Origin of the sequence: Shewanella marisflavi, from assembly GCF_023283925.1 — a bacterium.
Classification (GTDB): Bacteria; Pseudomonadota; Gammaproteobacteria; order Enterobacterales; family Shewanellaceae; genus Shewanella; species Shewanella marisflavi.
The window spans coordinates 57,830-84,015 of sequence record NZ_JAKIKX010000008.1 but is presented as its reverse complement, the minus strand read 5'-3'; the positions used below and the strand labels follow the sequence as shown (position 1 = coordinate 84,015).

Here is a 26,186-nt window from a genome sequence, read left to right as displayed (position 1 = left end):
TTACCTTACTTTTGTTGTTGCTTGTCTGATTGCGTCTCGCTTAACGGCTTAGCCACCACGGGAGCACCCGGACGAATCTTTTGTAGCCCTTCGACAATCACCTGCTCACCAACCTTGAGGCCACTGGTAATACGCCACTGATGGTCAATCACCTCAGCGGTGGTTACCACTCTTGGCTCAACCTTATTATCAGCACCAATCACCATGGCGACGGCCTGGCCCTTGGTATTACGGGTTATCGCCGACTGTGGTACCAAGATAGCCTTAGGATCTGTGCCCGCATTGAGCACGGCGCGAACATACATACCAGGAAGCAAAACACCATCTGGATTAGGGAATTCAGCTCTTAATGTCACAGAACCGGTATTCTCATCCACGCTGACTTCGGCGAATCTAAGAGACCCCATATGCTCATATACTGTGCCATCTTCCAAGATCAGACGCACATCGGCGTTATCGGCCGCCTGCAACTGGCCCTGCTTAAGCTTGGCTTTTAAACGCAATAACTGGGCGCTTGACTGAGCGATATCAACATTGATGGGGTCCAACTGCTGGATCGTCGCCAGTGCAGCACTCTGATTGGCTGTCACCAGGGCACCTGCGGTCACCGATGACTTACCTATACGGCCAGAGATAGGCGCCTTCACCTGAGTGTATTCCAGGTTGATCTTAGCGGTATTGATAGCCGCTTTAGCCACAGTCACATTAGCCTGAGCTTCTTTATAAAGAGCATCGGCTTCATCAAAATCTTGCTGGCTAATGGCATCTGTCTTAATCAATGCCTTGTATCTTGCAGCCTTAGCCTTAGCCGATACTAAACCGGCATTGGCTCTCGCCAGATCCGCCTCGGCACTAACCAAAGCAGCCCTGTATGTAGAAGAGTCGATTTGATAGAGCGACTGACCTTCGGTCACCTCTCCCCCTTCAACAAAGCCACGCTCGGTAATGATACCTGTGACCTGGGGGCGTACTTCCGCTTCAAGAAACGCTTTGCTGCGACCCGGTAGTTCCACTTGAATAGCCTGAGGTTGCTCAACAACCTTTACCACGCCAACTTCCATACTCTGAGGGGCTGCAGCAGACTGACCTTGGTTCTCGTCTTGGCCACAACCTGTTATCCATAACGCCACACTAACTAACGAGGCAATTTTCACTATTTGCCGCATGAGAACTCCTAATCAAAGCCGCAACAAAAAACACCCATGCACAAATGAGTGCTATGGGGTTGTCTTGTATAAGCAAGTTTATAAAATAGATCGAGATGACTATTTATCTCATACCTTGCTGGGGGCAACAAGAACTTAAGGGTGTAGATATTGTAAGTTAATGCAAATTTTTATTTTTAATCACGCCACATTGTAAAAACATAGTTAAATATGGCGCATTATTCCGCCGTTTTAGTGTTTTTTGTGTCTACCTTGTGATCTATCTCCCTCTTGGATGATGAAAAGCAACACCAAAATATATATGGCGTTTAGCCTTATATATTCATACTTTTTCACATCTTTATTTCATCAGTTCATCTGCTGCGATAAGGCCGTTCACAACTTCTCCTTATAGTCGACTCATCGGCCAAATAACCCGCTAGATGAGATAATGATGATGAAGACTTTAACCCAGATAAAATACTCGCTTCTCCTTGGCAGCCTACTGGTATCTGCTGGCATTATGGCGACGCCACAAGACTCGCAAGTATTGGGCGGCACGGTAACCGGCAAGCTGACATTCGCTTCAGACTATGTCTTTCGTGGTGAATCAGAAACCATGGACGGCGATGTCCCTGTTGTACAAGGCACCTTAGGCTGGGGTAACGATAAGGGATGGTATGGCGGCGTGTACGCCTCAAATATTAAGTTTGCCGATCCCAACCTCGAAATAGTCACGGCTCCTTATATTGGTAAGGCGGGCACCTTCGGCGACTCAGGTATTACCTATGATGTCATGCTCTTCTCCTACCTCTACCCAGGCGCCTCCTACTCCAACTACACAGAGTTATGGCTTAAGGTCGGTAAGCAGTTCGGCCGAACCAACTTACAACTGGAAGTGACGCCCACCGTCGATGACTGGTTTGGTGTCGATGGCTGGCAAGGGGTCAACTACGCCATCCACCCAAGTTACCAGTTCGACAATGGCATTAACCTCTCGGCAAGTGTCGGCTATCAGGATTTAGACGGTAACGGCGCCGAAGGCTGGGGACATTGGAACCTAGGTGTCAGCAAAACGTTTGCCGGCCTGAGTTTCGATCTTAGATACCACGGCAGTACGGTAGATGAGAGCCATAAAGTCTACGGCACACAAACCAAGATTTTTGATGACCGAGTAGTCATCGGCGTTAGTAAGAGCTTTTAGTCACAGTAATATAGTTTCCATCTCTGCACGTTTTGCCAGCCCCTAAAAAGGCTGGCTTTTTTGCACATGGATGGACAGAGAGGGCATTTCCCCTTCCATGAGGGTCAGAATATTTATCCCCGGTGCTCAAGGCCTTTGGTGTTCCCGGCATCAAGTGGTATTTCCTTTATCCAAGAATATCAGTGCACATGGAGTAATATAGCTAAATACGGTTATCACCCACGCCGCAGGCAAGAATACGACTGATCTCGGCCAGCGAGCGGCCCGATTGCGCTTGCCACTCATTGAAGACAGCCTGCACCTGCTCTAACCCCCGCTTAGAGGTAAATCCATAGTCGATAAGCTTATGGGCCTGAAAATACCCTTTAACATCCTCGCTCAGAAGAAAGGTATCTTTGCCTATGGTACGTAAAAAATAGGGGCCGGTATTTCCCCCCAGACGACAACCTAAACGTTTCAGTTCGCTCCACAAGCCTATGATATTGTCACAGGGCCAATCGGCGATGTACTTGGCAAAGCTACCATGAGCCAGCTTAATCTCATGGATCATCAAGGCATTATCATAAATCGCCATGGTCTTTTTCAGGTGTCGAATCAAGCTGGGGTCACTGGCGCGCTGCTGAATCTGCTCGGGTGACAGCATTAAGATTTTATGAGGTTCGAAACCGAAAAACGCCTCTTCATAGGCAGGCCACTTGTTCTCGACAATGCGCCACACAAACCCAGACTGAAACACCTTCTTGCTAAGCTCAGATAAGAGTTCGGCATCTGAATATTGAGCAATCTGAGATTGCGTTATAACCTCAGGCAGCCGCTCGGCCAGTCCCAGCTCTCCTCCCTTGCGCTCACAAGCACGCTGGTAGAGGCTATCGAAAGTTTCTTGTCGCGCCATCTTTACTGCTTTTCCTTATTAGCTAGATATTCTCCGATACGCACCCTGCCGCCACTAAGATCAGCCTGATTGGCTCAATTGGTTTACAAGCAAGGCAAATAACTCATGTTATCGGATGTTTTTACAACTATAGTAAACAATAACCCCTATTTATGGCGAAAATTCGCCTTGGCAGAGAGGTTTCCATGGATGCTGCTCAACTCTATCGCATGCTCGTCTTCGCCAGCGTCGTAGAACAGGGATCGCTGACACGAGCGGCAGATTCACTCAACATCAGCCGTTCCATGGTCAGCCAACACCTCAAGCGGTTAGAAGATCGCTGTCGGTATAGCCTGTTACATCGTACCACTCGGCGAATCACACTCACTCAGGAAGGTGAAGCCTTTTATTACTACTGCGCCGAGTTGCTCAAACTCGCCAAGCAGGCTGAAGCTTCTATTATTCCCGCTAACGACCAACTGCAAGGCAGCGTCACTCTCACCGTACCTGAATCGCTTGGTGAACAGATTATCGCGCCAATCCTCAAGGCATACCACCAGCGTTACCCTCAGGTGCACCTGTCTCTATTACTCCAAGATAGCCAGCTTGACCTGGCGGAACATCAGATAGATATCGCCATTCAAATCGGCAAGAGCAATGGTGCAGAAACCAGGGCAACTAAGCTGACCCAGTATCACGAACGCTTAGTCGCGAGCCCTGATTATATTTCACGTCACGGCGCCCCCTTGCACCCGGACAACCTGGCCCACCATCAATGGATCTTGCTGTCCAATAATCAATTGCCCAAACACTGCCAATTTGAAAATAGCGATGGCGACAGTTTCAAACTGCAACTCACCCCTTTTATCAACTGCAATAGCCTACAGGGAAGTCTAAGCCTGGCATGCCAAGGGCTGGGGCTGACACTCTTGCCCGACCCAGTGATCAAACCCTACTTAGCCAATGGGGATCTAGTGCTGCTCTTACCCGACTACCATATAGGATGTGCCGCGCTCTATCTGGTTCACCCCTATGCAGAAGTGATCCCCCCCAGAGTCATGGCTATGATTAGCTTGCTTAGCGAGCGACTGACAACGGCTGAAGAGCTTTAAACAGCGATAAAAAGCAGGCCAGATAATGGATTTCGAACTACCATTAACTTATTGGTTCTGGGCAAATGGGAGGTGCATTTGATGGAACTGTTTTACCATCCCTTGTCACGATATTCCCAAAAAGTCTTGATTGCCCTCTACGAGAAACAAGCCAATTTTTATCCTAGGGTGATCGAGCTCAGCGATCCCTTTTCGCGTAATGAATTTAAGCAGCAATTTCCCTTGGGTAAGCTACCACTGCTCAAGACTCGCACCGGAGAGTTATTACCCGAATCCAGCATCATCATAGACTACATAGATCATGAGTTTGCCACAGGCACTCAACTACTTCCCCAGAGTTATGCCGAGCGACTTCAGGTGCGTCTATATGATCGCATCATAGACAACGACTTAAATAATCAACTCTATCTATTGGAGCAAATTGATGCGCGGAAAGAGGAAAATCCGATAAAAGTAAAGCAGTTAGAAAAAAATATCACTCACTTGCTAAGCGAGCTGAACAACAAATTAATGGAACATCACTGGCTCTGCGGTGACGCTTTCACCATGGCAGATTGTGCCTTGATACCCTGCCTGATCCATGCCAAACATCGCTTTAAACTCTACCAGTTCGATCCCTTAGACAGATACCTGAATCAAGCCCATATTCGGGGAGCCTGGATTCAAGTGCAAGAGGAGATAGACCTAATACAGGCCGCAGTGCAAGCCGGCTTCCGCCCCATTCCCTAGGGTCAGCTAACCTTTACCATTTGTTTCTTCGCCAGTTTGAAATCGATCTATATAGGCAAACCAAGCCAGAGATAGCAAAGAAGAGATAAACAACATACGCAGACCAAAGGGTTAACCTCAACCTGTACTACTTAATATGACAAGCATCCAGCTTTTCAGCGTCAGTCCAGCCAAGCAGTAAAAAATCGTTCCTAACGATCTCTTACTGCTCACCATTTATATAGTCAAATTAAGTAGCATGGCTCGCGCCGCGAACAAAACCCGTTTAGCTTGAACAGAAATCAAACCTGAAAGATAAACTGTTCCTAAGCAAGGTTTCTCTCTTTTTTAAGCGTGAGGAATGCCTTCCATTTCTCCACTTCCGGCGGCAGGCTGGGCGCTGGACCGTCAAACCCCGCCTCTTTCAACATCTCTTCAATAGGTACCTGTTTGCGGTTATTCACAAAGACTCCGCGAACATGCACTATGCAGTGCAGCGTACCTTCACTGACAAAGCGCTGCTCCACATAGAAATATTTCTCATCCCAGCCCACGACCTTGCTCTCGATATCGAAGCGGCGCAAAGGTTTGATGTCACGTATATAGGTAAATTCGGCGGCGTTAACGATCGGCAACCACTTAAGCTTCAAAAAACGCTTAAGCAATCCCATCTCGGCAAGCATATAGGTGCGCGCTAGATCCATCAGCGCAGGATAGCGAGAATTGGTCAGGTGAAAGTTAATGTCACAATCCAACGGTAAGGCACGATAACTGATCTTGCTCGTTCCCAAAAAATCGATACGACCACAGTGACGCACACGCCAAAACATCAACCAAAACAAACGAAAATAAAGATTCATCTCACTCTGCCCCCAAAAATGAAGGCAAAAAGGCTAACAGAGGTCAGACCAGGAGACAAGCAAGATCGTACAGAGGTGGTAAACCACCTCTGACGCTATCAATACTATTTGGCTTTCAGAGTCAGCAGATGTTCGGCGTACACCTTGACGTCATCCCAGTCAGTGTAATCGATAACGGCTTTCGGATCGGTCGGGCCGTCGGTGATCTTCATGATCAGCTGAATCATCCATCTGTCATACCAACGCCAGGAGGGATAATCCACCTTACCGGCAATCACCTTAACGTCATTGGGTTTCCAGGGTGAGAGTTCGATAAACTTCTGCAGATACTTGTTGTTCTCTGGCACTCGCTTCTCAGGATTGCGCGCGACTACGTTTACACTAAAGAAACTGTTGGGTTTGGCCGCCAATTCAGCCTGATAACGGGTTGCAAATTCAAACACAGACTTATGATAACTACCGTAAAGTACACAGGCCCCTAGAGCGACATAGTCATACTTACCCCAATCAATACTGTCGAACTCGCCAATACGCAGGGCATCACAGCTGTGGCCTAACCCACTCAAGTGCGTCGCCATCGCCTGGGCTATCTTGGCCGTATGACCACCGCGAGAATAGTAAACAATTAGTACTGAAGCCATAAACGACTCATCTGTATCGGAAAAGATAACCACATTGTTGCAGTAAAGTGCCGCAGAAACATCAAATTGGATCACAATTTAGTTAAGGATTTTGTGAAATACACCACCAATTAGATATTTTACTCAAGGTAAAATAGACGCAAAATATAGAGCAATTCACATAAGACACGAGTCGGCGTAGGTTTGAGTTATCAATCCGTGCTAAGTATCATTGCTTCCACTTCCTAATTCAATTAGAATTATCTAATTAAAAGAGTACAAGAGAGTTGCCGTATGCAAAAAGATATTGATGTAAATGCAATGGTCACCAATGCTCAAAGCGCAGCAAAATGGCTTAAAGCGATAGCAAATCCATATAGATTGATGATCTTATGCCAGCTGCTCGATAATGAACTTAGCGTCACTCAGCTAAATGAAAACGTGCCCTTGAGCCAGTCTGCACTGTCACAACACCTGGCGGTATTGCGCGCCGAAGATCTGGTCGCCACTCGTAAGAGTTCACAGATCGTCTACTACACCCTGAAGAACGAGCAAGTCACCGAGGTGATTTCGATTCTCTACAAGCGCTACTGCGCATAGCCCTTGCGAAATAGAAAGCCTTTAACGCTCGCTAAAGGCTTTCGCAAATTCCCGCACCTTGTCCCAATCGGTAAACTCGAAGGTACCAGAGGTATCTGTCGGGCCTTTAGTGATCCACATGATAAAACGGATCATAAACTTATCGAAGAAGCGATATTTGGGGTAATCGATCTTGCCAGCAAACACCCCAAGTTGCTGCGGCTGCCATAATGACAGCTGCAAAAATTTCTTCATATAAGGGTTGGTTTCTGGCGTGTTTTTCTCTGGCTTTCTGGCCACCACATTCACAGTAAAGAAGGCGTTCTTCTTACTGTTAAGCACGGCTCTGTGACGATTCACATACTGGAACAGCTCAGGTCTGTGCTTACCATAACGTATACTGGCCCCTATGATGACCTTATCAAAATAGGAAAGGTTAACCGACTGCGCCTCTTCCAGGCTAACCATGGTTACCAATTGAGTATCAGACTTGCACTGCTCGGCAATCTGATCACAGATGGCTTTCGTCTGACCATCTACGGTCGAATATATAATTAGGGTACGACTCATTAATTCTTCCAAAAAGTCGGCGTAAACAACACCAATAAGGTAAACACTTCCAGCCGCCCGAATAGCATGGCCACCACCAGCACCCACTTCTCACCATCACCGATACTGGCATAGTTGCTGGCCACTTCGCCGAGCCCTGGCCCCAGGTTATTCAAACAGGCCGCCGTGGCACTAAAAGCCGTAATATTATCCATGCCCAGCGCCATCAGGATCAACATACAAACCACAAAAACGAGGGCATAGGCAGAGAAGAACCCCCACACGGCATCGATAACCCTATCGGGCAAGGCCTTGCCACTAATACGTATCGAAAACATGCCTCTTGGGTGCACCAGGCGTTTCAGTTCACGGGAGCCCTGTAACAAGAGTAAGATCATCCGCATCACCTTGATGCCACCCGCAGTTGAACCGCCACATCCCCCAATGAAACTTGAGAATATCAATAACATGGGCAGAAATAGCGGCCACATATGAAAGCTTTCTGTGCCAAAACCGGCAGTGGTAGAGATAGAAACCGCCTGGAACAGGGCAAAGTCAAATGTCTCCTCGGCGCTGTCATAAATACCGGACTGATAAAGAGTGCCAAAACAGATCAGCGTCAGCGCCAGCTGAATCACAATCAAGGCCTTAAATTCGGCGTCTCGAAAATAAACCTTAAGATTAATGCCCCGGCGGGTAAAGGCGGCAAAGTGCAGGCTGAAATTCAGCGCCGCGATCAACAAGAACACCACGCACACCATGTTGATCGCCGTGCTATCAAAGTAGCCCATGCTCGCATCATGGGTCGAGAAACCGCCGATAGCAATGGTCGAAAAAGAGTGACAGATGGCATCAAACACATCCATACCCGCAATCCAATAGGCAAAGGCACAGGCGATGGTCAAGGCAAGATAGATGTACCAGAGCGCCTTAGCGGTCTCGGCGATCCGCGGCGTCATCTTACTGTCTTTTACAGGCCCAGGGATCTCCGCTCTATAGAGCTGCATCCCGCCAATCCCGAGTACTGGCAAAATGGCCACCGCCAATACAATGATCCCCATGCCACCGAGCCACTGAAGTAGATGGCGGTAGAAGAGAATTGCCTTAGGTAAACTGTCCAGGCCAACTAAAACCGTTGCCCCTGTGGTGGTTAATGCGGAAAACGATTCGAAAAAGCTATCTGTTAACGAGAGATCGGGTTGGCTGGAAAAGATAAAAGGCACGGCACCTATAGATCCCAGTACGCCCCAGAAAAGCACCACCAACAAAAAGCCTTCTCGGGTTCGCAGATCTTTCTTGTGGCGACGATTGGGATACCAGAACACAAAACCAAGTAACAAGCTAAGAACAAAGGCTTGAAGAAAGGCGGTACCGCCGCCATCTTTGTAGATCACGGCAACCAGCGCTGGCGGCAGAAGCGACAAAGAAAACAACCCCATCAAGAGGCCTGTAATTCTTATAATGGTTCTATATTGCATTAGGGCGTTTTTATTATTCCGTTAGCGATGACGCACTTGCGCATTCTCGCATAGTTTAACCACGCTGTTGTATAAAATTTATTGGGTCCGTATCGCCAAAAGGAAAATATTTACCGAAAGCCCTGAACTAGACCAGCGCTAATCGGCGAAATCCGCCTCTAATCGGCCCTGACTTAACGTCGCCAGATCACGATTGAATCTTGCCTGCATCGCTTTTGGCATCTCAAAGGTCAATGTCACCTTATCGGTAAACACTTTATCACTCACCTCAGCCTCACACTGTTGCAGAAAATGTTCTACATCTTTGAGTTGGTGATAGTCACATACGAGGCGACCCGGATAGCGGATCAGCTTGATCTCAGTTTGCAGCTGAGTCAGTCCCTGTTTTATCCCCGAGCTATAGGCCCGTACTAAGCCGCCCACTCCCAACTTAGTGCCACCAAAATAGCGCACAACGATGGCACCAATCTCTCCCATTTTAGCCCCTTGCAGCGTGGCCAACATGGGACGCCCAGCACTACCTGAGGGCTCGCCATCATCACTACTGCCCATGGCCACGTTATTGTCAGGCGCACCTGCGATAAAAGCATAGCAATAGTGATTTGCTCCAGGGTATAGCGCCTTGATGTTAGTGAGTGCACACTTCAGCGATTTTTCCGATGGACAGTGAAATAGAAAAGAGATAAAGCGGCTATGCTTTATCTCTTCTTCTATGGTGATCGGCTCGGCCGGAATAGGATAACTCTCGCTCAACAACCCTTACCTTTTATCCTTGCAGACCCAGATCGCGAGTCATATTTTCATTGTGATCGCTATGAACAATCACGTTGTCTTCGATACGTATACCGCCAAATGGACGTATCAGATCGACCGTTTGCCAGTTAATCAGATTACCGCGGCCATCCTGTCTTAACTCGTTAAGCAGGCTGTCGATGATGTAAAGTCCAGGCTCTATGGTCAGCACTTGGTTGGCCGCCAAGGTTCTGGTACAACGCAGAAACGGATGAGCCTCAGGTGGGGCAATATGAGTACCGCGCTCATCATGCAAGAAGCCACCCATATCATGTACCTGCAAACCCAGCATATGCCCGAGCCCATGGGGGAAGAAGGCGCTGGTAACACCCTGCTCTATCAAGGCTTGCTTTTCACCGTTAGCCAGCTTGAAATCGAGCAGCAACTGCGCCAGTTTGTCGTGGGTAGCCAAGTGAAGATCCACATATTTCACGCCAGGGCGCATCATATCTATGATGGACAACTGCAGCTTATCCATGGCGGCAATCAGATCACCAAACAGGTTTTTCTCAAAAGCATAGGTACGGGTAATGTCCGAGGCATAGCCATGGAAACTCCCACCGGCATCAATTAGAAATGACAGTCGCTGCTTAGGCGACTGATGCTCGAGCGCCGTATAATGCAATATGGCTGCATTTTGGTTTAAGGCGATAATATTGCCGTAGGGCACATCATTCTCACCCATATCTGTAGCCGCCAGATAGGCCCGCTGGATCTCAAACTCACTACCGCCGCCATAGAAGGCATCTTTTGCCGCAACATGACCACGCACGCCAATCTCACTCGCGCGGCGCATACAAGCCAGCTCATATTGTGTCTTTGTGGCTCTGTGATAGTGAAGATAACTCATCACCGACTCTGGATTTCGGGAGGTAAAACCGAGCACCTCGGCAACATCCAAATGCTCACCTATGTAGCCCCAATCCTGAATATTGTCTGGCAGTAACTCGGCCACTTTATCGGCCTTGGTCAGCAGCTTAATCTCTACCTCTGAGGTCCAAAAAGCATCGGGAAAATCGGCAACCTTGTGCCAAAAGTCCACTGGACGATAAAAGATCAGTTGTGGCTTATCGCGACCATTAACCACCAACCAGCAGTGGGGGTTATCGATAACAGGAAGCCAGGCCTTGAAATGCGGATTGACCTTGAAAGGGTAATCCAGATCATCGAGAAACTGACGATGGGGCTGCCCTGAATGTATCACTAAGCCAGCTAGCTGCTCTCTTGCGGTGATCTCGGCAACGCGTCGATTTAGCTCGGCGATATGGGCGGGATAGAGGGGGGCTAAGTTTTCCATATTAGGCTTCCTGTTATTCTTCTGCGGCACCTTTTTAGCTAAAAAGGACCTGTTTTTAGCACAGAGACTATGATCTAGTGAGTCTAACATAAAGGGCAAAAATCCCCCTAACGGAACAAAATTAAACAAGTGTTTAAATTGGGTGTTGAAATTTAGTTGATTTAGACGCACACTGAGCAGCAACTGGTCAAATGATGGCCTGCTGTAAGATAGAGATTATACCTACAAGATAAAAACCCAATAGTAGGTGGCGCTCTTTAAGCAATAAGGAAGCAAGCAATGATCTACCAAAGTCCTACGATTCAAGTGGAATTACTTGAAGACAATATCGCTCGGCTCTGTTTTAACGCCGAGGGCTCAGTCAACAAGTTTGATAGAGAAACCCTCAATGCACTAAGCGACGCACTCGATGCCCTAAAGCAAACCCAAGAGGTCAAAGGGCTAATGCTCACCTCGGGTAAAGACGCCTTCATCGTAGGCGCCGATATCACAGAGTTCTTAGGACTTTTTGCACAGGAAGACAGTGTGCTACTTGGCTGGCTCGAAGATGCCAACAAGGTATTCAATAAATTAGAAGATCTGCCGTTCCCTACCATCTCGGCTATCAAAGGCTTTGCCCTGGGCGGCGGCTGCGAAACTATCCTAGCAACCGACCTACGTATCGCAGATACAACGGCTCGAATCGGTCTGCCTGAGACCAAACTTGGCATCATCCCAGGTTTTGGCGGTACCGTGCGTCTGCCTCGTCTAATCGGTGCCGACAACGCCCTGGAGTGGATCACCACAGGTAAAGATCAACGCCCTGAGTCAGCCCTTAAGGTTGGCGCCATCGACGCGGTTGTCGCCCCTGAAGCACTGGAAAGTGCAGCACTGCAGATGCTACATGATGCCATCAACGAGAAAATCGATTGGCAAGCACGTCGCCAGCGCAAGCTGTCACCCCTTACGCTGCCGAAACTGGAAGCCATGATGTCTTTTGCTACCGCCAAAGGCATGGTATTCAAAGTCGCTGGCAAACATTATCCCGCGCCTATGGCGGCTGTGGATGTTATCGAAAAGGCGGCCACCAGTGAACGCGCCCAGGCGCTGCAGGTTGAGCATCAAGCCTTTATCAAGCTCGCCAAGACAGATGTGGCCAAGGCACTTATCGGTATCTTCCTAAACGACCAGCTGGTTAAAGGTAAGGCGAAGAAGGCAGCTAAACAAGCACAGGCGGTAAACTCGGCAGCAGTGTTGGGTGCAGGCATTATGGGTGGCGGCATCGCCTATCAGAGTGCGAGTAAAGGCACCCCCATTGTGATGAAAGACATTAATCAGGCCGCGTTAGATCTTGGTCTGGGCGAAGCCGCTAAACTGCTTACGGCGCAGATCAACCGTGGTCGCTCTACCCCAGCTAAAATGGCGGGCGTGCTAAACAATATTACAGCGACACTGGATTATAACGCGCTTAAACAGGCCGACGTTGTCGTTGAAGCCGTGGTTGAACACCCTAAAGTGAAATCAAGCGTATTGGCCGAAGTAGAACAAGTCGTGGGCGAAGATGCCATTATCACTTCGAACACCTCGACCATCTCCATCAACCTATTGGCCAAGAGCCTGCAAAAGCCCGAGCGCTTCTGTGGTATGCACTTCTTCAACCCGGTCCATAAAATGCCGCTGGTTGAGGTAATTCGCGGTGAGCATAGCTCAGATGAAACCATCGCCTCTGTGGTCGCTTACGCCGCCAAGATGGGTAAGACGCCTATCGTGGTCAACGATTGCCCAGGTTTCTTCGTCAACCGAGTGCTCTTCCCCTACTTCGCTGGCTTCAGTGGCCTGCTAGAGGATGGCGCTGATTTCGCAGCCATCGACAAGGTAATGGAGAAGCAGTTCGGCTGGCCAATGGGCCCAGCTTATCTGCTGGATGTGGTTGGTCTGGACACGGGTCACCATGCACAAGCGGTGATGGCCGAAGGTTTCCCTGACAGAATGGCCAAACAGGGTAAAGATGCTATTGACGTGATGTTCGAAGCTGAGCGATTCGGTCAAAAGAATAGCAAAGGCTTCTATCAATATTCAGTCGATCGCCGCGGTAAGCCAAAGAAAGACGTTGATCCTCTAAGCTATGAATTGCTGGGCAACGCCTTTGGTGAGCTGAAAGAATTTAGCAGTGATGAGATCATCGCACGCACCATGATCCCTATGATCATCGAAACGGTTCGTTGTCTGGAAGAAGGTATTATCGCCTCGCCGGCCGAAGCCGACATGGGACTGGTTTACGGACTCGGTTTCCCTCCATTTAGAGGAGGTGTGTTCCGCTATCTAGACACCTTAGGTGTTGCCAACTTTGTCGCCCTAGCAGACAAGTACGCCCACCTAGGCGGCCTGTATCAGGTGACAGACAAGATGCGTGAACTGGCTGCCAACAACGGCAGTTACTACCCAGCCTAATCACCCGGAAGGAATAGAATAATGAAACAAGCAGTTATTGTAGATTGCATCCGTACTCCCATGGGCCGCTCTAAGGCGGGAGTATTTAGAAACGTACGCGCAGAGACATTGTCTGCCGAGCTGATGAAGGCCCTATTGGTGCGTAACCCTCAGCTCGATCCCAACACCATAGAAGACGTTATCTGGGGCTGTGTACAACAGACGCTGGAACAGGGCTTCAACATTGCACGTAACTCAGCGCTACTGGCGGGTATACCTAAGCAAGCCGGCGCTGTCACGGTAAACCGCCTGTGTGGTTCTTCGATGGAAGCTATTCATCAGGCGGCTCGCGCCATCATGACAGGCATGGGCGATACCTTTATTGTTGGCGGTGTCGAGCATATGGGGCACGTCCCGATGAATCATGGTGTCGACTTCCACCCAGGCCTGGCCAACAATGTCGCCAAAGCCTCGGGCATGATGGGACTCACCGCCGAGATGCTGGGCAAGATGCATGGCATCACGCGTCAGCAGCAAGATGAATTTGCCGTACGCTCGCACCAACGCGCCCACGCGGCAACTCTCGAAGGACGCTTCGCCAACGAGATCCATGCTATCGAAGGTCATGACGCCAACGGCGCGCTGATCAAGGTGATGCACGATGAAGTGATTCGCCCAGAAACCTCGCTAGAGTCTTTAGCGGCACTACGCCCTGTCTTCGACCCAGCCAACGGCACAGTCACCGCAGGCACCTCTTCGGCACTGTCTGACGGCGCATCTGCCATGTTAGTGATGGAAGAAGAAAAGGCCAAGGCCTTAGGTCTGCCGATTCGCGCCCGTATTCGCTCCATGGCCGTAGCTGGTTGTGATGCTGCCATTATGGGCTATGGCCCGGTTCCGGCGACTCAAAAGGCACTGCAGCGTGCAGGCCTCACCATTGCAGATATGGATGTTATCGAGCTAAACGAAGCCTTCGCCGCGCAGTCACTGCCTTGCGTAAAAGATCTTGGCCTGATGGATCTGGTTGACGAGAAAGTGAACCTCAATGGTGGCGCCATCGCGCTGGGTCACCCACTGGGTTGTTCAGGCGCACGTATCTCGACCACACTGATCAACCTGATGGAAAGCAAAGATGCGAGCCTAGGTCTGGCAACTATGTGTATCGGTCTTGGCCAAGGTATCGCGACGGTATTTGAACGCGTTTAACGCTTCCCCTACCCTTTAGCGTTAAAAATGGAGCGGCTCTGTCGCTCCATTTTTTTGTTTCACGTGAAACCACAAACCGAAAAGCATTACCTATCCCCTGTATCCCTTTATCTTAATTCTCACTGCTGTAGTATCGACTTGAGTTCACCCGGTTAAGGTAAAATGAGCAGTGAAGATCATAAAGCTGATAGAGCAACCAGAGGCGATCGATCAACTCGCCTACTGGTATCATAATGAGTGGGGGCACTTGGGCAGCAATCGAACCCAGTCCGAACTGGTTCATAGCCTGAGCCAATACTTGCAATATCAGGGGATTCCACAGCTTTGGCTTGCGCAGGATGAAAACCAACCCATTGGAGCCATACAATTAAGATACCAAGAGAACAGCAACTATCCCTCTGATAGCGTCTGGCTAGGAGGTATCTATGTGGTGGAGCAACACAGAGGACAAGGAGTGGCGACCAAGCTGGTCCGCGAGGCACAAGACTATGCAGCCAGCCTTAACGTTAAGACACTCTACCTACAAACCGAAGCGAAAAACCTCGCCCTCTATCACAACCTAGGCTGGCAAATTGTCGCTACACTAAGCCACTGTGACCTCACAATTAATGTAATGGCCAAAAACCTGTAAAGAGAGCTCCATGACACCCGCTACCAAAACGTTAGACAAGGCTAAAATAGCCTACAAAATACATGAATATCAACATGATGCCAGTGCAAGCGCCTATGGTCTCGAAGCGGCAGAGAAACTTAATTTACCCACAGATCAAGTATTTAAAACCTTAGTAGCCGAGCTCGATAGTGGCGCTCTCGTTGTGGCCATCATCCCTGTCGATAAAAAGCTCAATATGAAACAGCTGGCCAAGGCCGCAAAGGCAAAAAAAGCGGCTATGGCAGCTCCGGACAAGGTGCAACGTTCTACAGGTTATGTTCTCGGCGGCGTCAGCCCTATCGGTCAAAAAAAACGCCTAGCCACCTTTATCCATGCCAGCTCAGAAACTCTAGAATCCATTTACGTCAGTGGCGGCCGTCGCGGCTTAGATATCCAACTCTCGCCCCAAGATCTACAAGCTTTAACTCATGCAACAATGGTAGATTTGACATAGACAAGGAAACAACTTCATCCAACGTTAAGTTAGCTATACTATAAAAACTTAAGTGCAATTTAAAATTATTGATAGATACATTCATAGCAAATGGAGTTGGAATGAATCAAACTAATCAAACTCTTTTTGAACAGATGCGGATTACCGAACTAGAAATAGAGTTTCGTAAATCACTTTTTCTTCTTACAACACAAGATACCAAACTATTAGCGTCTTGCCGGCCAACTATTCAATTATATATCGATGATATTGTCGAAGAGTTTTACTCGATGCAAACTGATGTGTCTGAGATAGCCTTATTAATTGGTGACTCAGACACTTTAGAGCGTCTGCGGGCTGCACAAAAGCGATATGTACAAGATTTATTTCTAGGGGAATACGATCTCGAATATGTTAATAATCGATTGAGAATAGGCCTAGTACATAAGCGTATCGGAGTTGAACCCAAGCTCTATCTATCCGCAGTACATACCCTTAAAAATTTAATTAATAAGAATATAAATAAGGCCTTTAAAAAAGATCCGGCTAAAGCTGAAGCCGTTATACTCGCTCTCGACAAATTAATCCTCTTCGACGTTAGCCTGGTTTTCGACACTTACATCAGAAGCCTAGTATCAGAAATAGAAACGGCAAAACAAAAAGCTGAGACATATGCCAACAACATGGAGACAAAAGTAAAAGAGCGAACCCAACAACTTGAAGAATTATCACGTACAGACCCGCTTACAGGATTACTAAACGTACGTCATCTAAACGAGATAGTAACCAGAATTCTTAGAGCAGCACAGCGTCGATTAGAGCCCGTTAGTATCTGTTATATTGATATCAATGATTTCAAAAAGATAAACGACACTCAAGGACATCAGGCTGGCGATAATATTCTGCAAAATATTGCCAAAATTATTGCAAGCGCGGTACGAGGAGAAGATTGTTGCTTCCGTTACGGTGGAGATGAGTTTTGTATTGTATTACCAAACTGTAATGCAACAGACGTTCAAAATGAATTTATAGTCAGATTAGAAAAAAAACTTAAACAAGAGTTGGTTCCTGTGACGCTCAGTTATGGGATCGTAGATACTGGCCCACAACACTATATGGAAGCCAGCGAAATAATTAACCTTGCAGACAGCAAAATGTATCAACATAAACGAAACTTGAAATCTATACCGGCAAGTACAGACAAAAAGAACCTCGTGAAATTGGATTCAATAAAACGTTAATCCAATGTTCCACGTGAAACACTCCGCTATGATTTATCCCTATCAGTAATAGCTCACAAAATCCTGAACGCAACTTGGCACAACGGTGTGGCTAGCGTAATATTAGTCCCTTCTGTTTAACCAGGTCTCACACCAGTTAAGGTTTATGATATGAGCGATCCCTTTGCACAAGCACAACACCAACTCGATGCCCTTGGGTTGCGTTGTCCAGAGCCTGTCATGATGGTGAGAAAGTCTGTCCGTAAGATGAGCGAGGGCGAAACCTTGTTAATCATCGCTGACGACCCGGCCACGACAAGGGACATCCCAAGCTTCTGCGAATTTATGGACCACACCCTGATTGCGAGCCAGACCGAATCGACGCCCTATCGCTATCTGATCAAAAAAGGGCTCTGATCCGCTAACCTTAACAGCTAACCACTCTTCTATCCCCTTCGCAAACACTCTGCAGTGACTTACACCCAGTGATTGCCATAGGCTTAGTCCCCCCGGATTAGTCCCACCGATAGCGCTTGCCAGCGGTTTGAGTCGCAGTTTACACTGATAGTCGGCTTTCAAAAGGATTGAGATAAGATGGCAAGTTTACAAGGCATTAGCTACAAGGTTGTAAAGGGTGGTCCAATGCTTGAAACCTCGGCGGCATTAGTGACTACAAGTACAGGAGTCGCACAGGACGTTTTTGGTAAACCAGGCAAACGGCAAGTCACCCTGCTTTCATCCCACCAGTGGATGCAGGCCTGCAATGACTTAGGTGTCGATCTCCCCTGGACAGCCCGCAGAGCCAATCTACTCATAGATGGCATCAATTTCGGTCCACAGGACAAGGGTAAAATCATTCAGATCGGCGCGTTGCAGCTAGAGATCACTGGCGAGACAGATCCCTGTAAGAAGATGGAAAAAGTCAGCCAAGGATTAGAAGCTGCCTTACGTCCAGACTGGCGTGGTGGCGTAACCTGCCGCGTTCTCAATGATGCCGAAATAAGTATCGGTGATACCGTCACCCTCTAGCATTCGGCGCAACAAAGCCCTTTCTGCCGGCAGCCTTTCTTAGGCTGCCTAGCTTTCTCTTTACGCTCACCACGATCCGCTATAACTGTCATTACATTCACTAAATGTCACAGAATTTAGGTTTTACTGTTATCAAATTTATGCGATAACTAACGCTGATTGTATACACTCCCCCTCTGTATTCGTGTTAAGCACCCAACTAAGGATAATAATGAAACTGGGAACTCCTATGCTAAAACAAAAAATCACACCTCTATGCGCGGCAATCGCTCTAAGCTTTTCGCTACCGACCTGGGCCACAGAAACTGATACCCCAAGATGGCAAGTCAATGCTCCGGCAAATGCGCCGTTTGAGCAGGTGAAAATTGACGTCACCGAAGGTACCTGGATGAACGTCAGTGTCAGTCCAGACGGCAAACATATAGTGTTCGACCTCTTAGGCGATATCTATCAGATGCCTATCGAAGGTGGCGAAGCCAAACCCTTAGCCCAAGGCATCGCCTGGCAGATGCAACCCGTCTACAGTCCAGATGGTAAATATATTGCTTTTACGTCAGATGAAGATGGCGGAGACAATATCTGGGTGATGAATGCCGATGGCAGCAACCCTCGCCCTGTCACCAAAGAAACCTTCCGCCTGCTAAACAGCCCAGCGTGGAGCCCAGACTCTCAATACCTTATCGGTCGTAAACACTTCACCGGCAGTCGTAGTCTGGGAGCAGGCGAAGTCTGGCTATATCATGTTGCCGGCGGCACAGGAGTAAAACTAACCGAGCGACCAAACGAGCAGAAAGATTTGGGTGAACCGGCCTACTCACCCGATGGTCGCTATGTCTACTTCAGCCAGGACGCGACACCGGGTAAGACCTTTCACTACTCTAAAGACTCTGTCAAAGGCATCTATAAGATCAAACGTTACGACACCCAAACCGGTGACATAGAGGTATTGATTGAGGGTACCGGCGGCGCGATTCGGCCAACCCCTAGCCCAGATGGAACTAAGCTGGCCTATATTAAGCGCGACGGCTTCCAATCGACCTTATACCTTCTGGATCTAAAGTCGGGCGAGCAAACCAAGCTGTATGACAAGTTAGATCGTGATATGCAGGAAACCTGGGCCATCCATGGTGTTTACCCCACCATGAGCTGGACTGCCGATAATCAGGAGTTGGTGTTCTGGGCTGGTGGTAAGATCAATCGCTTAGATGTAGAGAGCAAGTCAGTTAAAGAGATCCCTTTCAAGGTCAAAACTGAGCTTGCTGTACAACCCTCTGTGCGCTTCAAACAGAATATCGACCTGGATAGCTTTGACGTTAAGATGCTGCGCATGGCACAGGTGTCACCCGATGGCGAGAAGGTTATCTATGAGGCGCTAGGGAAATTATGGGTTAAGCGCCTGCCTGATGGAAAGGTGTCTCGCCTAACGGACCTTGATGACGATATTAGAGAACTATACCCTCAGTGGTCTCGCAACGGTAAGAAGGTCGTCTTCACTACTTGGGACGATGAAAACCAAGGCAGTGTGCGCATAGTCAATGCACGAGGTGGACGCAGCAAAACCTTGACCCAAGAACCTGGGAAATATGTCGAACCCACCTTCTCACCCGACGGTGAGCAAGTGGTCTATCGCAAAATCAAAGGCGGTAACATTACCCCACGCACCTGGTCACAAGAGCCAGGGCTTTATGTTGTCGATACCAAAGGCAAAGAGAGCCGTAAGATCACTCCTGATGGCTATCAACCACAATTTGGCGCCGAATCAGACCGTGTCTACTTCATGGACTACGGCGAAACACCCCAGCTAGCCTCAATCAACCTGCACGGTTTCCAGAAGCGGGTGCATTACACTAGCAAGCATGCCACCGAATTTAGAGTCTCTCCAGATGGTAAACAATTGGCCTTCGCCGAACGTTTCAAGGTTTGGGTAACGCCCTTCGCCAAGCATGGCGAAACCATAGAGATAGGCCCTAAGGCAGACAATTTGCCAGTGACTCAGTTAAGTGTTCGCGCCGGTGAAAGCATCAGCTGGAGTGGCAAGAGCGACCAACTCTACTGGAGCCTAGGCCCAGAACTGTACCAGATGGATGTTGATGCCGATTATCAGGCAGATGAAAAGGCGGCTCCTGTTGAGCCCAAGATCACCCAAATAGGTTTCGAGAAGAAGGCTGATGTTCCACGTGGAACAGTTGCCTTTGTCGGCGGTCAGGTGATCACCATGGAAGATGACAAGGTGATCGACAATGGTATCGTCATCGTTGAGAACAACAAGATCCTTACCGTAGGTGATGCCAACACCCAGATTCCTAAAGGAGCCCAGGTAATCGACATCAAAGGCAAGACCATCATGCCGGGACTGTTCGATGCCCACGCTCACGGCTCTCAAGGTGAAAATGAGATCATCCCACAGCAAAACTGGGAACTCTACGCCAACCTAGCGCTGGGAGTGACGAGCATTCACGATCCTTCAAACGACACCACTGAGATCTTCGCCGCCTCTGAGCAGCAGAAGGCTGGGAAGATAGTCGGCCCGAGAATCTTCTCTACCGGCACAATTCTCTACGGTGCCAACATGCCGGGCTACACCTCTCACATCGACTCCTTGGACGATGCCAAGTTCCACCTGGAACGCCTCAAGAAGGTCGGCGCCTTTAGCGTTAAGAGCTACAACCAGCCAAGACGTAACCAGCGTCAGCAGGTAATTGCTGCGGCCAGAGAGCTGGAGATGATGGTGGTACCAGAAGGCGGTAGCCTGCTGCAACATAACCTCACCATGATCGCCGATGGCCATACCACGGTTGAGCACTCTCTACCGGCGGGTGCCATTTATAGTGACGTAAAACAGCTCTGGAGCCATACCGATGTTCACTACACCCCAACACTGGTTGTGGCCTATGGCGGCATCTCGGGTGAGAACTATTGGTACGACAAGACAGATGTCTGGGCTCACCCGCGCCTATCTAAGTATGTGCCAGGCGATCTGCTGCAGGCGCGCTCGATGCGTCGCCCTACTGCGCCCGATGGTCACTATAACCACTTCAATGTTGCCCGTGTCGCAAATGAACTCAACGAGCTCGGCGTTAAGCCGAACATTGGTGCCCACGGTCAGCGCGAAGGTTTAGCAGCCCACTGGGAGATGTGGATGTTTGCTCAGGGGGGCATGAGTAATATGGAAGTGCTCAAGACGGCTACCATTAATCCGGCAGAGACCTTTGGTATGGATCACCAGCTAGGTTCCATTAAAGCAGGTAAGTTAGCAGATCTAATCGTCATCGATGGTAATCCGCTGGAAGATATTCGCGTAACCGACAGGGTGACCTATACCATGGTGAACGGCAAGTTGTTCGACGCCGAATCGATGAACCAACTCAATGGAGACAAAACGCAGCGCAAACCGTTTTTCTTCGAACTTTAGATCAATTTTTAATTTTAAAATCTGGCTTAGATAAGCCACAAATTTTAATTTCATAAAAATTTTAAATTGATTCAAAAATGAGTCTATGAACAGGTAAAGGGTGTTCCACGTGGAACACCCTTTTTTATGTTTCATTGGAATCAGGTCTCACATCTTTACATCTGATGGTAAATCAGCCTAAGCTAATCGACTGTTCGGCTCAATCGGAAGAGCCCCACCGAAAAGGAATTTAAACGATGAAATCTATCACATTCACCTTATTGCTCCTCTTAAGCCTCTCAGCCATTGCCTACCTGATCTTTGAAGAGCGTCAAGATGGTCAGTCTCAAGACAAACTTGCCACCGAGACCAACAGCCCCACGAGCGAAAAAACAAAGCAGTTTGCAAGCGAGGCCTTACCCACTGAGCAAGGGATCTCACAACCACAATCAGATGATAACCATAGTGACAATCAGGCACCTTTGGTAATCACCTCATCGAAACAACTGGTTGCTCAGATGATAGATGACAATGACATTATTGATGGGGAACAGGTTACAAAACTACTTAACGGTGATTTCGCTGACTATGTCGATCTTATCCAGTCCCAGGAAAACCAGGACGAGATGGGGAGTAAACGCCAGTCTTCATTAGCAGACAGCTTGGCCAACCTGCAAGAGACCATATATAGTGAAAAATACGCCTGTGCGGGGCGAATCTGCACCTTAAGCCTAACAACCGACACAATGAGTCAACAAAGCATTGATAAATTAAGTGAATTTGATAAGAACTATGCATTTATCAAGCAGACTCAACTCGACACTGGCGAGACACTGTTTCAGGCCATCTATCTACAAACAGATGACCCGTCCACTATGCGATTTAAAGGTTATTAAGCACCTTAGTTAGGCTTATCTTGATAGCAGAAACAGTCGGCGGTGTGGTCGTTCACCATGCCCACCGCCTGCATGAAGGCATAGCAGATAGTCGGCCCAACAAAGTTAAATCCTAATTTTTTCAACGCCTTTGACATAGCCTCAGACTCTGGCGTCTGCGCCGGAAGCTGATCCAATCGTTGAAAATGATTGAGCGTGGGCTGCCCGCCGACAAAGCTCCAGAGAAACTCAGAAAAATCATTGCCCTGCTCGACAAAAGCGATATATCCCTTGGCATTTTTGATGATGGAATTGATCTTGAGCCGATTACGAATTATGCCGGGATTTTGTAGTAATTCCTCTACTTTAGCCTCATCAAACTGAGCGATCACATAGGGGTCAAAATCGGCAAATGCCGCCTCATAATTTTGTTGCTTCTTGAGTATGGTGATCCAGGAGAGTCCTGCCTGCTGACCATCCAGACAGAGCTTGGCAAACAGCTCTTTACTGTCATACACGGGACGACCCCAAACCTTATCATGATAGGCTTGATAAAGCGGATCTTCGCTAACCCAGCCACAACGCTTTACATCCATGGTGTTTTTTCCCAATTTTCCGCCGTTAAGGTAAAAAATAACCTACATAAGCCTTTTTCAACAAGGTATAATCGAAACCATTTTCTATCACAAGCCGACAGTAGTAGACATGACGACGAAACATGACGTAAAAACATTCCAGGGTTTCATCTTAACCCTGCAGGAATACTGGGCGCAGCAAGGTTGCGCCATCGTTCAGCCGCTGGACATGGAAGTAGGTGCGGGCACCTTCCACCCCATGACATTCTTACGTTCTCTTGGCCCTGAGCCGATGAGCAGCGCCTATGTTCAGCCATGTCGCCGTCCTACCGATGGTCGTTACGGTGAAAACCCTAACCGCCTGCAGCACTACTATCAGTTCCAGGTGGTTCTCAAGCCCTCTCCAAGTAACATCCAAGAACTCTACCTAGGTTCTCTAGAGGCACTAGGGGTCGACATGGGCATTCATGATGTTCGCTTCGTTGAAGACAACTGGGAATCCCCAACTCTGGGTGCCTGGGGCCTTGGCTGGGAAGTCTGGCTTAACGGCATGGAAGTGTCTCAGTTCACCTACTTCCAACAGGTCGGTGGCCTGGAATGTAGCCCTGTAACAGGCGAGATCACCTATGGTCTTGAGCGTCTGGCTATGTATATCCAGGAAGTCGACAGTGTCTATGATCTAGTGTGGACCGATGGTCCTATGGGCAAGATCATGTACGGCGATGTGTTCCATCAGAACGAAGTCGAGCAATCTACTTACAACTTCGAGCACGCCAACGTCGAGGTGCTGTTCAGACAATTTGACGATTGCGAGAAGGCCTGTAACGAGCTATTGGCATTAGAAACGCCACTTCCCCTGCCTGCCTATGAGCAGGTAATGAAAGCCTCGCATGCCTTCAACCTGCTCGATGCGCGCCACGCTATTTCGGTTACCGAACGTCAGCGTTACATTCTGCGCGTACGCACCATGGCCAAGTCAGTGGCTGAGTCCTATTATCAAGCCCGTGAAGCACTCGGCTTCCCAATGTGTAAGTAGAGGTATATGAAGATGAAATTTGAAAACTTACTCATTGAAGTAGGCACAGAAGAGTTACCGCCAAAATCGCTAAAAACCTTAGCCGAATCTTTCTTGGCCAATTTTGAAGAAGAGCTACAGAAGGCTGAATTAAGCTACGAATCGGCAACCTGGTATGCTGCGCCTCGTCGTCTGGCGTTAAAGATCAATGCCCTGGTATCAGCTCAAGCCGACAAAGTCGTCGAAAAGCGCGGCCCTGCAATCGCCCAAGCCTTCGATGCCGATGGCAACCCGACCAAAGCCGCTATGGGCTGGGCTCGTGGTAATGGCATCACAGTCGAGCAGGCCGAGCGTCTGACCACTGACAAAGGCGAATGGTTATTACACAAGGCCAAGGTGGTCGGTGTTGAAACCAAGTCACTGGTTGCCGACATGGCTCAGCGCGCCCTAGATAAGCTGCCGATCCCTAAGCCGATGCGTTGGGGCAGCAGCAAGACCCAATTTATTCGTCCGGTACATACAGTTACCATGCTGATGGGCAGCGAGCTGATCCCTGGTGAGTTACTGGGTATTGAGTCGGCGCGCACCATCCGCGGCCACCGCTTCATGGGTGTCGACACCTTTGAATTAGATCATGCCGACAACTATCTCACTGCACTGGAAACCCAGGGCAAGGTAAAGGCTGATTATCAGGCGCGTATGGCCCTGATCAAAGCCGATGCCCAGGCGGCAGCCAGCGCCATCGGTGGTATCGCTGAAATCGATGATGATCTACTGGAAGAGGTTACCTCTCTAGTCGAGTGGCCCGTGGTTCTTACCGCTAACTTCGAAGAGAAGTTCCTCGACGTGCCAGCAGAAGCCTTGGTCTACACCATGAAAGGCGACCAGAAATACTTCCCGGTATTCGATAACGCCGGCACCCTGCTGCCTCACTTTATCTTCGTGACAAACATAGAATCGAAAGATCCGGCACAGATCATCGCGGGTAACGAGAAAGTGGTTCGCCCACGCCTTGCCGACGCCGAATTCTTCTTTGAAACCGACAAGAAGCATAGCCTGGAATCACGTCTCGCCAGCCTTGAAACCGTGGTCTTCCAGCAGCAACTCGGTACCATCAAAGACAGAGTCGAGCGCATCTCTGCCCTCGCCGCATTTGTGGCACAAGGTATTGGCGCCGATAGCGAACAGGCAGCACGCGCCGGCCTGCTCTCTAAGTCAGATCTCATGACCAACATGGTGATGGAGTTTACCGATCTGCAGGGTACCATGGGCATGCATTATGCTCGCCTGGATGGTGAAACCGAGGCGGTTGCACTGGCACTTGAAGAGCAGTACAAGCCGAAATTCTCAGGCGATACTGTACCGACCGCCACTATCTCTATCTCTGTGGCGTTGGCTGAAAAGCTCGATACCTTAGTGGGTATCTTCGGTATTGGTCAGGCCCCTAAAGGCGCTGCTGACCCGTTCGCCCTACGCCGCGCTGCTATCGGTATTTTGCGTATCTGCGTCGAAAACAATTTACCACTAGACCTGGTCGATTTGATTGCCAAGGCACAAGAGCTTCATGGTGATAACCTCAGCAATGCCGACACCGCAGAGCAGGTACTAGAGTTCTTGATGGGTCGTTTCCGCGCCTGGTACCAAGATCAAGGCATCAGCGTCGATGTGATCCTGGCGGTACTGGCTCGTCGTCCAACCTCGCCAGCCGATTTTGACAGCCGCATCAAGGCTGTTACCCACTTCAGAAGCCTGGAACAAGCTGCCGCTTTGGCCGCTGCCAACAAGCGTGTATCCAACATTCTGGCCAAGGTTGAGGGTGATATCGCCAGCGATATCGACAGTAGTTTGCTACAAGAGAGCGCCGAACAAGCTCTGGCCAACAAGCTTAACGAGCTACAACCTCAGCTTGAGCCCCTGTTTGCCAATGCTGATTATCAACAGGCACTGGCCCTGCTGGCTAGCCTGCGTGAAAGCGTCGACACCTTCTTCGAAGATGTGATGGTGATGGCTGATGACGAAGCACTCAAGCAAAACCGTCTGGCGCTGCTGGCAAAATTAAGAGCCCAGTTCCTGCACGCCGCCGATATCTCGCTGCTGCAGTAACTCTCTGCCGGTGAAACAAAAAACGCATCCTCAGGGATGCGTTTTTTATGTCCGGACATGGAA

Annotated in this window: 24 protein-coding genes; 15 read left to right on the top strand and 9 right to left on the bottom strand. The window is 48.9% G+C overall.

From position 1 onward, the window contains the following. Positions 1 to 5: 5 nt before the first annotated feature. Positions 6 to 1,166: an efflux RND transporter periplasmic adaptor subunit gene (locus L2712_RS15115; RefSeq protein WP_033538920.1), complete on the bottom strand. Its 1,161-nt coding sequence runs from the start codon at positions 1,164 to 1,166 to the stop codon at positions 6 to 8. A gap of 436 nt (positions 1,167 to 1,602) precedes the next feature. On the opposite strand from L2712_RS15115, the gene L2712_RS15110 reads away from it, so the two are divergent. Continuing rightward, positions 1,603 to 2,349, top strand: coding sequence for a TorF family putative porin (locus L2712_RS15110; RefSeq protein ID WP_248978320.1), 747 nt, complete (start codon positions 1,603 to 1,605; stop codon positions 2,347 to 2,349). Positions 2,350 to 2,551: 202 nt separating this feature from the next. Here L2712_RS15110 and L2712_RS15105 read toward each other — a convergent pair whose 3' ends face one another. Next, a complete protein-coding gene (locus L2712_RS15105) occupies positions 2,552 to 3,241 on the bottom strand; it encodes a DNA-3-methyladenine glycosylase I (protein WP_248978259.1) in 690 nt (229 codons plus the stop codon). 185 nt (positions 3,242 to 3,426) lie between these two features. Between L2712_RS15105 and L2712_RS15100 the strand changes: the two genes are divergently transcribed. Continuing rightward, positions 3,427 to 4,332 (top strand): LysR family transcriptional regulator, encoded by a 906-nt coding sequence (locus tag L2712_RS15100; protein WP_248978258.1) that lies wholly within the window; start codon positions 3,427 to 3,429, stop codon positions 4,330 to 4,332. Between the two features lie 81 nt (positions 4,333 to 4,413). Next, positions 4,414 to 5,061, top strand: a complete 648-nt coding sequence (locus L2712_RS15095) for a glutathione S-transferase family protein (RefSeq protein ID WP_248978257.1) — start codon at positions 4,414 to 4,416, stop codon at positions 5,059 to 5,061. Between the two features lie 305 nt (positions 5,062 to 5,366). Here the strand turns inward: L2712_RS15095 and L2712_RS15090 are convergent, their stop codons facing one another. Together L2712_RS15090 and hemG (L2712_RS15085) are read right to left on the bottom strand one after the other, a co-directional pair. Then, positions 5,367 to 5,900 carry a thioesterase family protein gene (locus tag L2712_RS15090; RefSeq protein ID WP_033538924.1) on the bottom strand — a complete coding sequence of 178 codons (534 nt, stop codon included), beginning with the start codon at positions 5,898 to 5,900 and terminating at the stop codon, positions 5,367 to 5,369. 104 nt (positions 5,901 to 6,004) lie between these two features. Next, a complete protein-coding gene (gene hemG / locus L2712_RS15085) occupies positions 6,005 to 6,541 on the bottom strand; it encodes a menaquinone-dependent protoporphyrinogen IX dehydrogenase (protein ID WP_088905831.1) in 537 nt (178 codons plus the stop codon). A gap of 273 nt (positions 6,542 to 6,814) precedes the next feature. Between hemG (L2712_RS15085) and L2712_RS15080 the strand changes: the two genes are divergently transcribed. Then, entirely contained in the window at positions 6,815 to 7,120 is a 306-nt protein-coding gene (locus L2712_RS15080; RefSeq protein ID WP_033538925.1) for an ArsR/SmtB family transcription factor, read from the top strand. A 21-nt stretch (positions 7,121 to 7,141) separates the two neighbouring features. Here the strand turns inward: L2712_RS15080 and hemG (L2712_RS15075) are convergent, their stop codons facing one another. The 4 genes from hemG (L2712_RS15075) to pepQ form a co-directional block, all read right to left on the bottom strand. Beyond that, positions 7,142 to 7,669, bottom strand: coding sequence for a menaquinone-dependent protoporphyrinogen IX dehydrogenase (gene hemG / locus L2712_RS15075; protein ID WP_033538926.1), 528 nt, complete (start codon positions 7,667 to 7,669; stop codon positions 7,142 to 7,144). Beyond that, positions 7,669 to 9,126, bottom strand: a complete 1,458-nt coding sequence (locus L2712_RS15070; RefSeq protein WP_033538927.1) for a TrkH family potassium uptake protein — start codon at positions 9,124 to 9,126, stop codon at positions 7,669 to 7,671. The genes hemG (L2712_RS15075) and L2712_RS15070 overlap by 1 nt, the downstream gene beginning before the upstream one ends. Before the next feature lie 138 nt (positions 9,127 to 9,264). Continuing rightward, positions 9,265 to 9,879 carry a YigZ family protein gene (locus L2712_RS15065; protein WP_248978256.1) on the bottom strand — a complete coding sequence of 205 codons (615 nt, stop codon included), beginning with the start codon at positions 9,877 to 9,879 and terminating at the stop codon, positions 9,265 to 9,267. 13 nt (positions 9,880 to 9,892) lie between these two features. Continuing rightward, positions 9,893 to 11,215: a Xaa-Pro dipeptidase gene (gene pepQ, locus L2712_RS15060; RefSeq protein WP_248978255.1), complete on the bottom strand. Its 1,323-nt coding sequence runs from the start codon at positions 11,213 to 11,215 to the stop codon at positions 9,893 to 9,895. A 279-nt stretch (positions 11,216 to 11,494) separates the two neighbouring features. Between pepQ and fadB the strand changes: the two genes are divergently transcribed. The 9 genes from fadB to L2712_RS15015 all read left to right on the top strand — a co-directional run bounded on the left by fadB (position 11,495) and on the right by L2712_RS15015 (position 22,451). Then, on the top strand, positions 11,495 to 13,645 hold the full coding sequence (gene fadB, locus L2712_RS15055) for a fatty acid oxidation complex subunit alpha FadB (RefSeq protein WP_248978254.1): 2,151 nt from the start codon (positions 11,495 to 11,497) through the stop codon (positions 13,643 to 13,645). A gap of 21 nt (positions 13,646 to 13,666) precedes the next feature. Then, positions 13,667 to 14,830, top strand: coding sequence for an acetyl-CoA C-acyltransferase FadA (gene fadA / locus L2712_RS15050; protein ID WP_088903470.1), 1,164 nt, complete (start codon positions 13,667 to 13,669; stop codon positions 14,828 to 14,830). A gap of 169 nt (positions 14,831 to 14,999) precedes the next feature. Continuing rightward, complete coding sequence (locus tag L2712_RS15045; RefSeq protein ID WP_248978253.1) at positions 15,000 to 15,461, top strand: GNAT family N-acetyltransferase; 462 nt, start codon at positions 15,000 to 15,002, stop codon at positions 15,459 to 15,461. A 10-nt stretch (positions 15,462 to 15,471) separates the two neighbouring features. Continuing rightward, positions 15,472 to 15,936, top strand: a complete 465-nt coding sequence (gene ybaK / locus L2712_RS15040) for a Cys-tRNA(Pro) deacylase (RefSeq protein WP_248978252.1) — start codon at positions 15,472 to 15,474, stop codon at positions 15,934 to 15,936. Positions 15,937 to 16,037: 101 nt separating this feature from the next. Further along, a complete protein-coding gene (locus L2712_RS15035) occupies positions 16,038 to 17,156 on the top strand; it encodes a GGDEF domain-containing protein (RefSeq protein WP_033538933.1) in 1,119 nt (372 codons plus the stop codon). A 150-nt stretch (positions 17,157 to 17,306) separates the two neighbouring features. Continuing rightward, positions 17,307 to 17,552, top strand: a complete 246-nt coding sequence (gene tusA, locus L2712_RS15030; RefSeq protein WP_033538934.1) for a sulfurtransferase TusA — start codon at positions 17,307 to 17,309, stop codon at positions 17,550 to 17,552. A 177-nt stretch (positions 17,553 to 17,729) separates the two neighbouring features. Further along, on the top strand, positions 17,730 to 18,164 hold the full coding sequence (locus tag L2712_RS15025; RefSeq protein WP_248978251.1) for an MOSC domain-containing protein: 435 nt from the start codon (positions 17,730 to 17,732) through the stop codon (positions 18,162 to 18,164). 229 nt (positions 18,165 to 18,393) lie between these two features. After that, positions 18,394 to 21,576 carry an amidohydrolase family protein gene (locus L2712_RS15020; RefSeq protein ID WP_248978319.1) on the top strand — a complete coding sequence of 1,061 codons (3,183 nt, stop codon included), beginning with the start codon at positions 18,394 to 18,396 and terminating at the stop codon, positions 21,574 to 21,576. Between the two features lie 236 nt (positions 21,577 to 21,812). Next, positions 21,813 to 22,451 (top strand): hypothetical protein, encoded by a 639-nt coding sequence (locus L2712_RS15015; protein WP_248978250.1) that lies wholly within the window; start codon positions 21,813 to 21,815, stop codon positions 22,449 to 22,451. Between the two features lie 5 nt (positions 22,452 to 22,456). On the opposite strand, the gene L2712_RS15010 is transcribed toward L2712_RS15015, so the two are convergent. Beyond that, positions 22,457 to 23,026 (bottom strand): DNA-3-methyladenine glycosylase I, encoded by a 570-nt coding sequence (locus L2712_RS15010; RefSeq protein WP_248978249.1) that lies wholly within the window; start codon positions 23,024 to 23,026, stop codon positions 22,457 to 22,459. Positions 23,027 to 23,135: 109 nt separating this feature from the next. Here L2712_RS15010 and glyQ point away from each other — a divergent pair, with 109 nt between their 5' ends. Both glyQ and glyS read left to right on the top strand, forming a co-directional pair. After that, positions 23,136 to 24,041: a glycine--tRNA ligase subunit alpha gene (gene glyQ / locus L2712_RS15005; protein WP_248978248.1), complete on the top strand. Its 906-nt coding sequence runs from the start codon at positions 23,136 to 23,138 to the stop codon at positions 24,039 to 24,041. Positions 24,042 to 24,053: 12 nt separating this feature from the next. Then, positions 24,054 to 26,123: a glycine--tRNA ligase subunit beta gene (glyS, locus tag L2712_RS15000; protein ID WP_248978318.1), complete on the top strand. Its 2,070-nt coding sequence runs from the start codon at positions 24,054 to 24,056 to the stop codon at positions 26,121 to 26,123. The last annotated feature ends 63 nt before the right edge of the window (positions 26,124 to 26,186 follow it).

What these genes read in the sequence shown, in the direction of transcription:
- L2712_RS15015 (WP_248978250.1), top strand. Translation starts at nt 21,813, where the DNA reads ATGAAATCTATCACATTCACCTTATTGCTCCTCTTAAGCCTCTCAGCC.
- tusA (WP_033538934.1), top strand. Translation starts at nt 17,307, where the DNA reads ATGAGCGATCCCTTTGCACAAGCACAACACCAACTCGATGCCCTTGGG.
- L2712_RS15095 (WP_248978257.1), top strand. Translation starts at nt 4,414, where the DNA reads ATGGAACTGTTTTACCATCCCTTGTCACGATATTCCCAAAAAGTCTTG.
- fadB (WP_248978254.1), top strand. Translation starts at nt 11,495, where the DNA reads ATGATCTACCAAAGTCCTACGATTCAAGTGGAATTACTTGAAGACAAT.
- L2712_RS15010 (WP_248978249.1), bottom strand. Translation starts at nt 23,026, where the DNA reads ATGGATGTAAAGCGTTGTGGCTGGGTTAGCGAAGATCCGCTTTATCAA.
- pepQ (WP_248978255.1), bottom strand. Translation starts at nt 11,215, where the DNA reads ATGGAAAACTTAGCCCCCCTCTATCCCGCCCATATCGCCGAGCTAAAT.
- hemG (WP_088905831.1), bottom strand. Translation starts at nt 6,541, where the DNA reads ATGGCTTCAGTACTAATTGTTTACTATTCTCGCGGTGGTCATACGGCC.
- glyS (WP_248978318.1), top strand. Translation starts at nt 24,054, where the DNA reads ATGAAATTTGAAAACTTACTCATTGAAGTAGGCACAGAAGAGTTACCG.
- L2712_RS15020 (WP_248978319.1), top strand. Translation starts at nt 18,394, where the DNA reads ATGCTAAAACAAAAAATCACACCTCTATGCGCGGCAATCGCTCTAAGC.
- glyQ (WP_248978248.1), top strand. Translation starts at nt 23,136, where the DNA reads ATGACGACGAAACATGACGTAAAAACATTCCAGGGTTTCATCTTAACC.
- ybaK (WP_248978252.1), top strand. Translation starts at nt 15,472, where the DNA reads ATGACACCCGCTACCAAAACGTTAGACAAGGCTAAAATAGCCTACAAA.
- L2712_RS15080 (WP_033538925.1), top strand. Translation starts at nt 6,815, where the DNA reads ATGCAAAAAGATATTGATGTAAATGCAATGGTCACCAATGCTCAAAGC.
- L2712_RS15105 (WP_248978259.1), bottom strand. Translation starts at nt 3,241, where the DNA reads ATGGCGCGACAAGAAACTTTCGATAGCCTCTACCAGCGTGCTTGTGAG.
- L2712_RS15035 (WP_033538933.1), top strand. Translation starts at nt 16,038, where the DNA reads ATGAATCAAACTAATCAAACTCTTTTTGAACAGATGCGGATTACCGAA.
- L2712_RS15025 (WP_248978251.1), top strand. Translation starts at nt 17,730, where the DNA reads ATGGCAAGTTTACAAGGCATTAGCTACAAGGTTGTAAAGGGTGGTCCA.
- L2712_RS15090 (WP_033538924.1), bottom strand. Translation starts at nt 5,900, where the DNA reads ATGAATCTTTATTTTCGTTTGTTTTGGTTGATGTTTTGGCGTGTGCGT.
- L2712_RS15070 (WP_033538927.1), bottom strand. Translation starts at nt 9,126, where the DNA reads ATGCAATATAGAACCATTATAAGAATTACAGGCCTCTTGATGGGGTTG.
- L2712_RS15100 (WP_248978258.1), top strand. Translation starts at nt 3,427, where the DNA reads ATGGATGCTGCTCAACTCTATCGCATGCTCGTCTTCGCCAGCGTCGTA.
- hemG (WP_033538926.1), bottom strand. Translation starts at nt 7,669, where the DNA reads ATGAGTCGTACCCTAATTATATATTCGACCGTAGATGGTCAGACGAAA.
- L2712_RS15110 (WP_248978320.1), top strand. Translation starts at nt 1,603, where the DNA reads ATGAAGACTTTAACCCAGATAAAATACTCGCTTCTCCTTGGCAGCCTA.
- fadA (WP_088903470.1), top strand. Translation starts at nt 13,667, where the DNA reads ATGAAACAAGCAGTTATTGTAGATTGCATCCGTACTCCCATGGGCCGC.
- L2712_RS15115 (WP_033538920.1), bottom strand. Translation starts at nt 1,166, where the DNA reads ATGCGGCAAATAGTGAAAATTGCCTCGTTAGTTAGTGTGGCGTTATGG.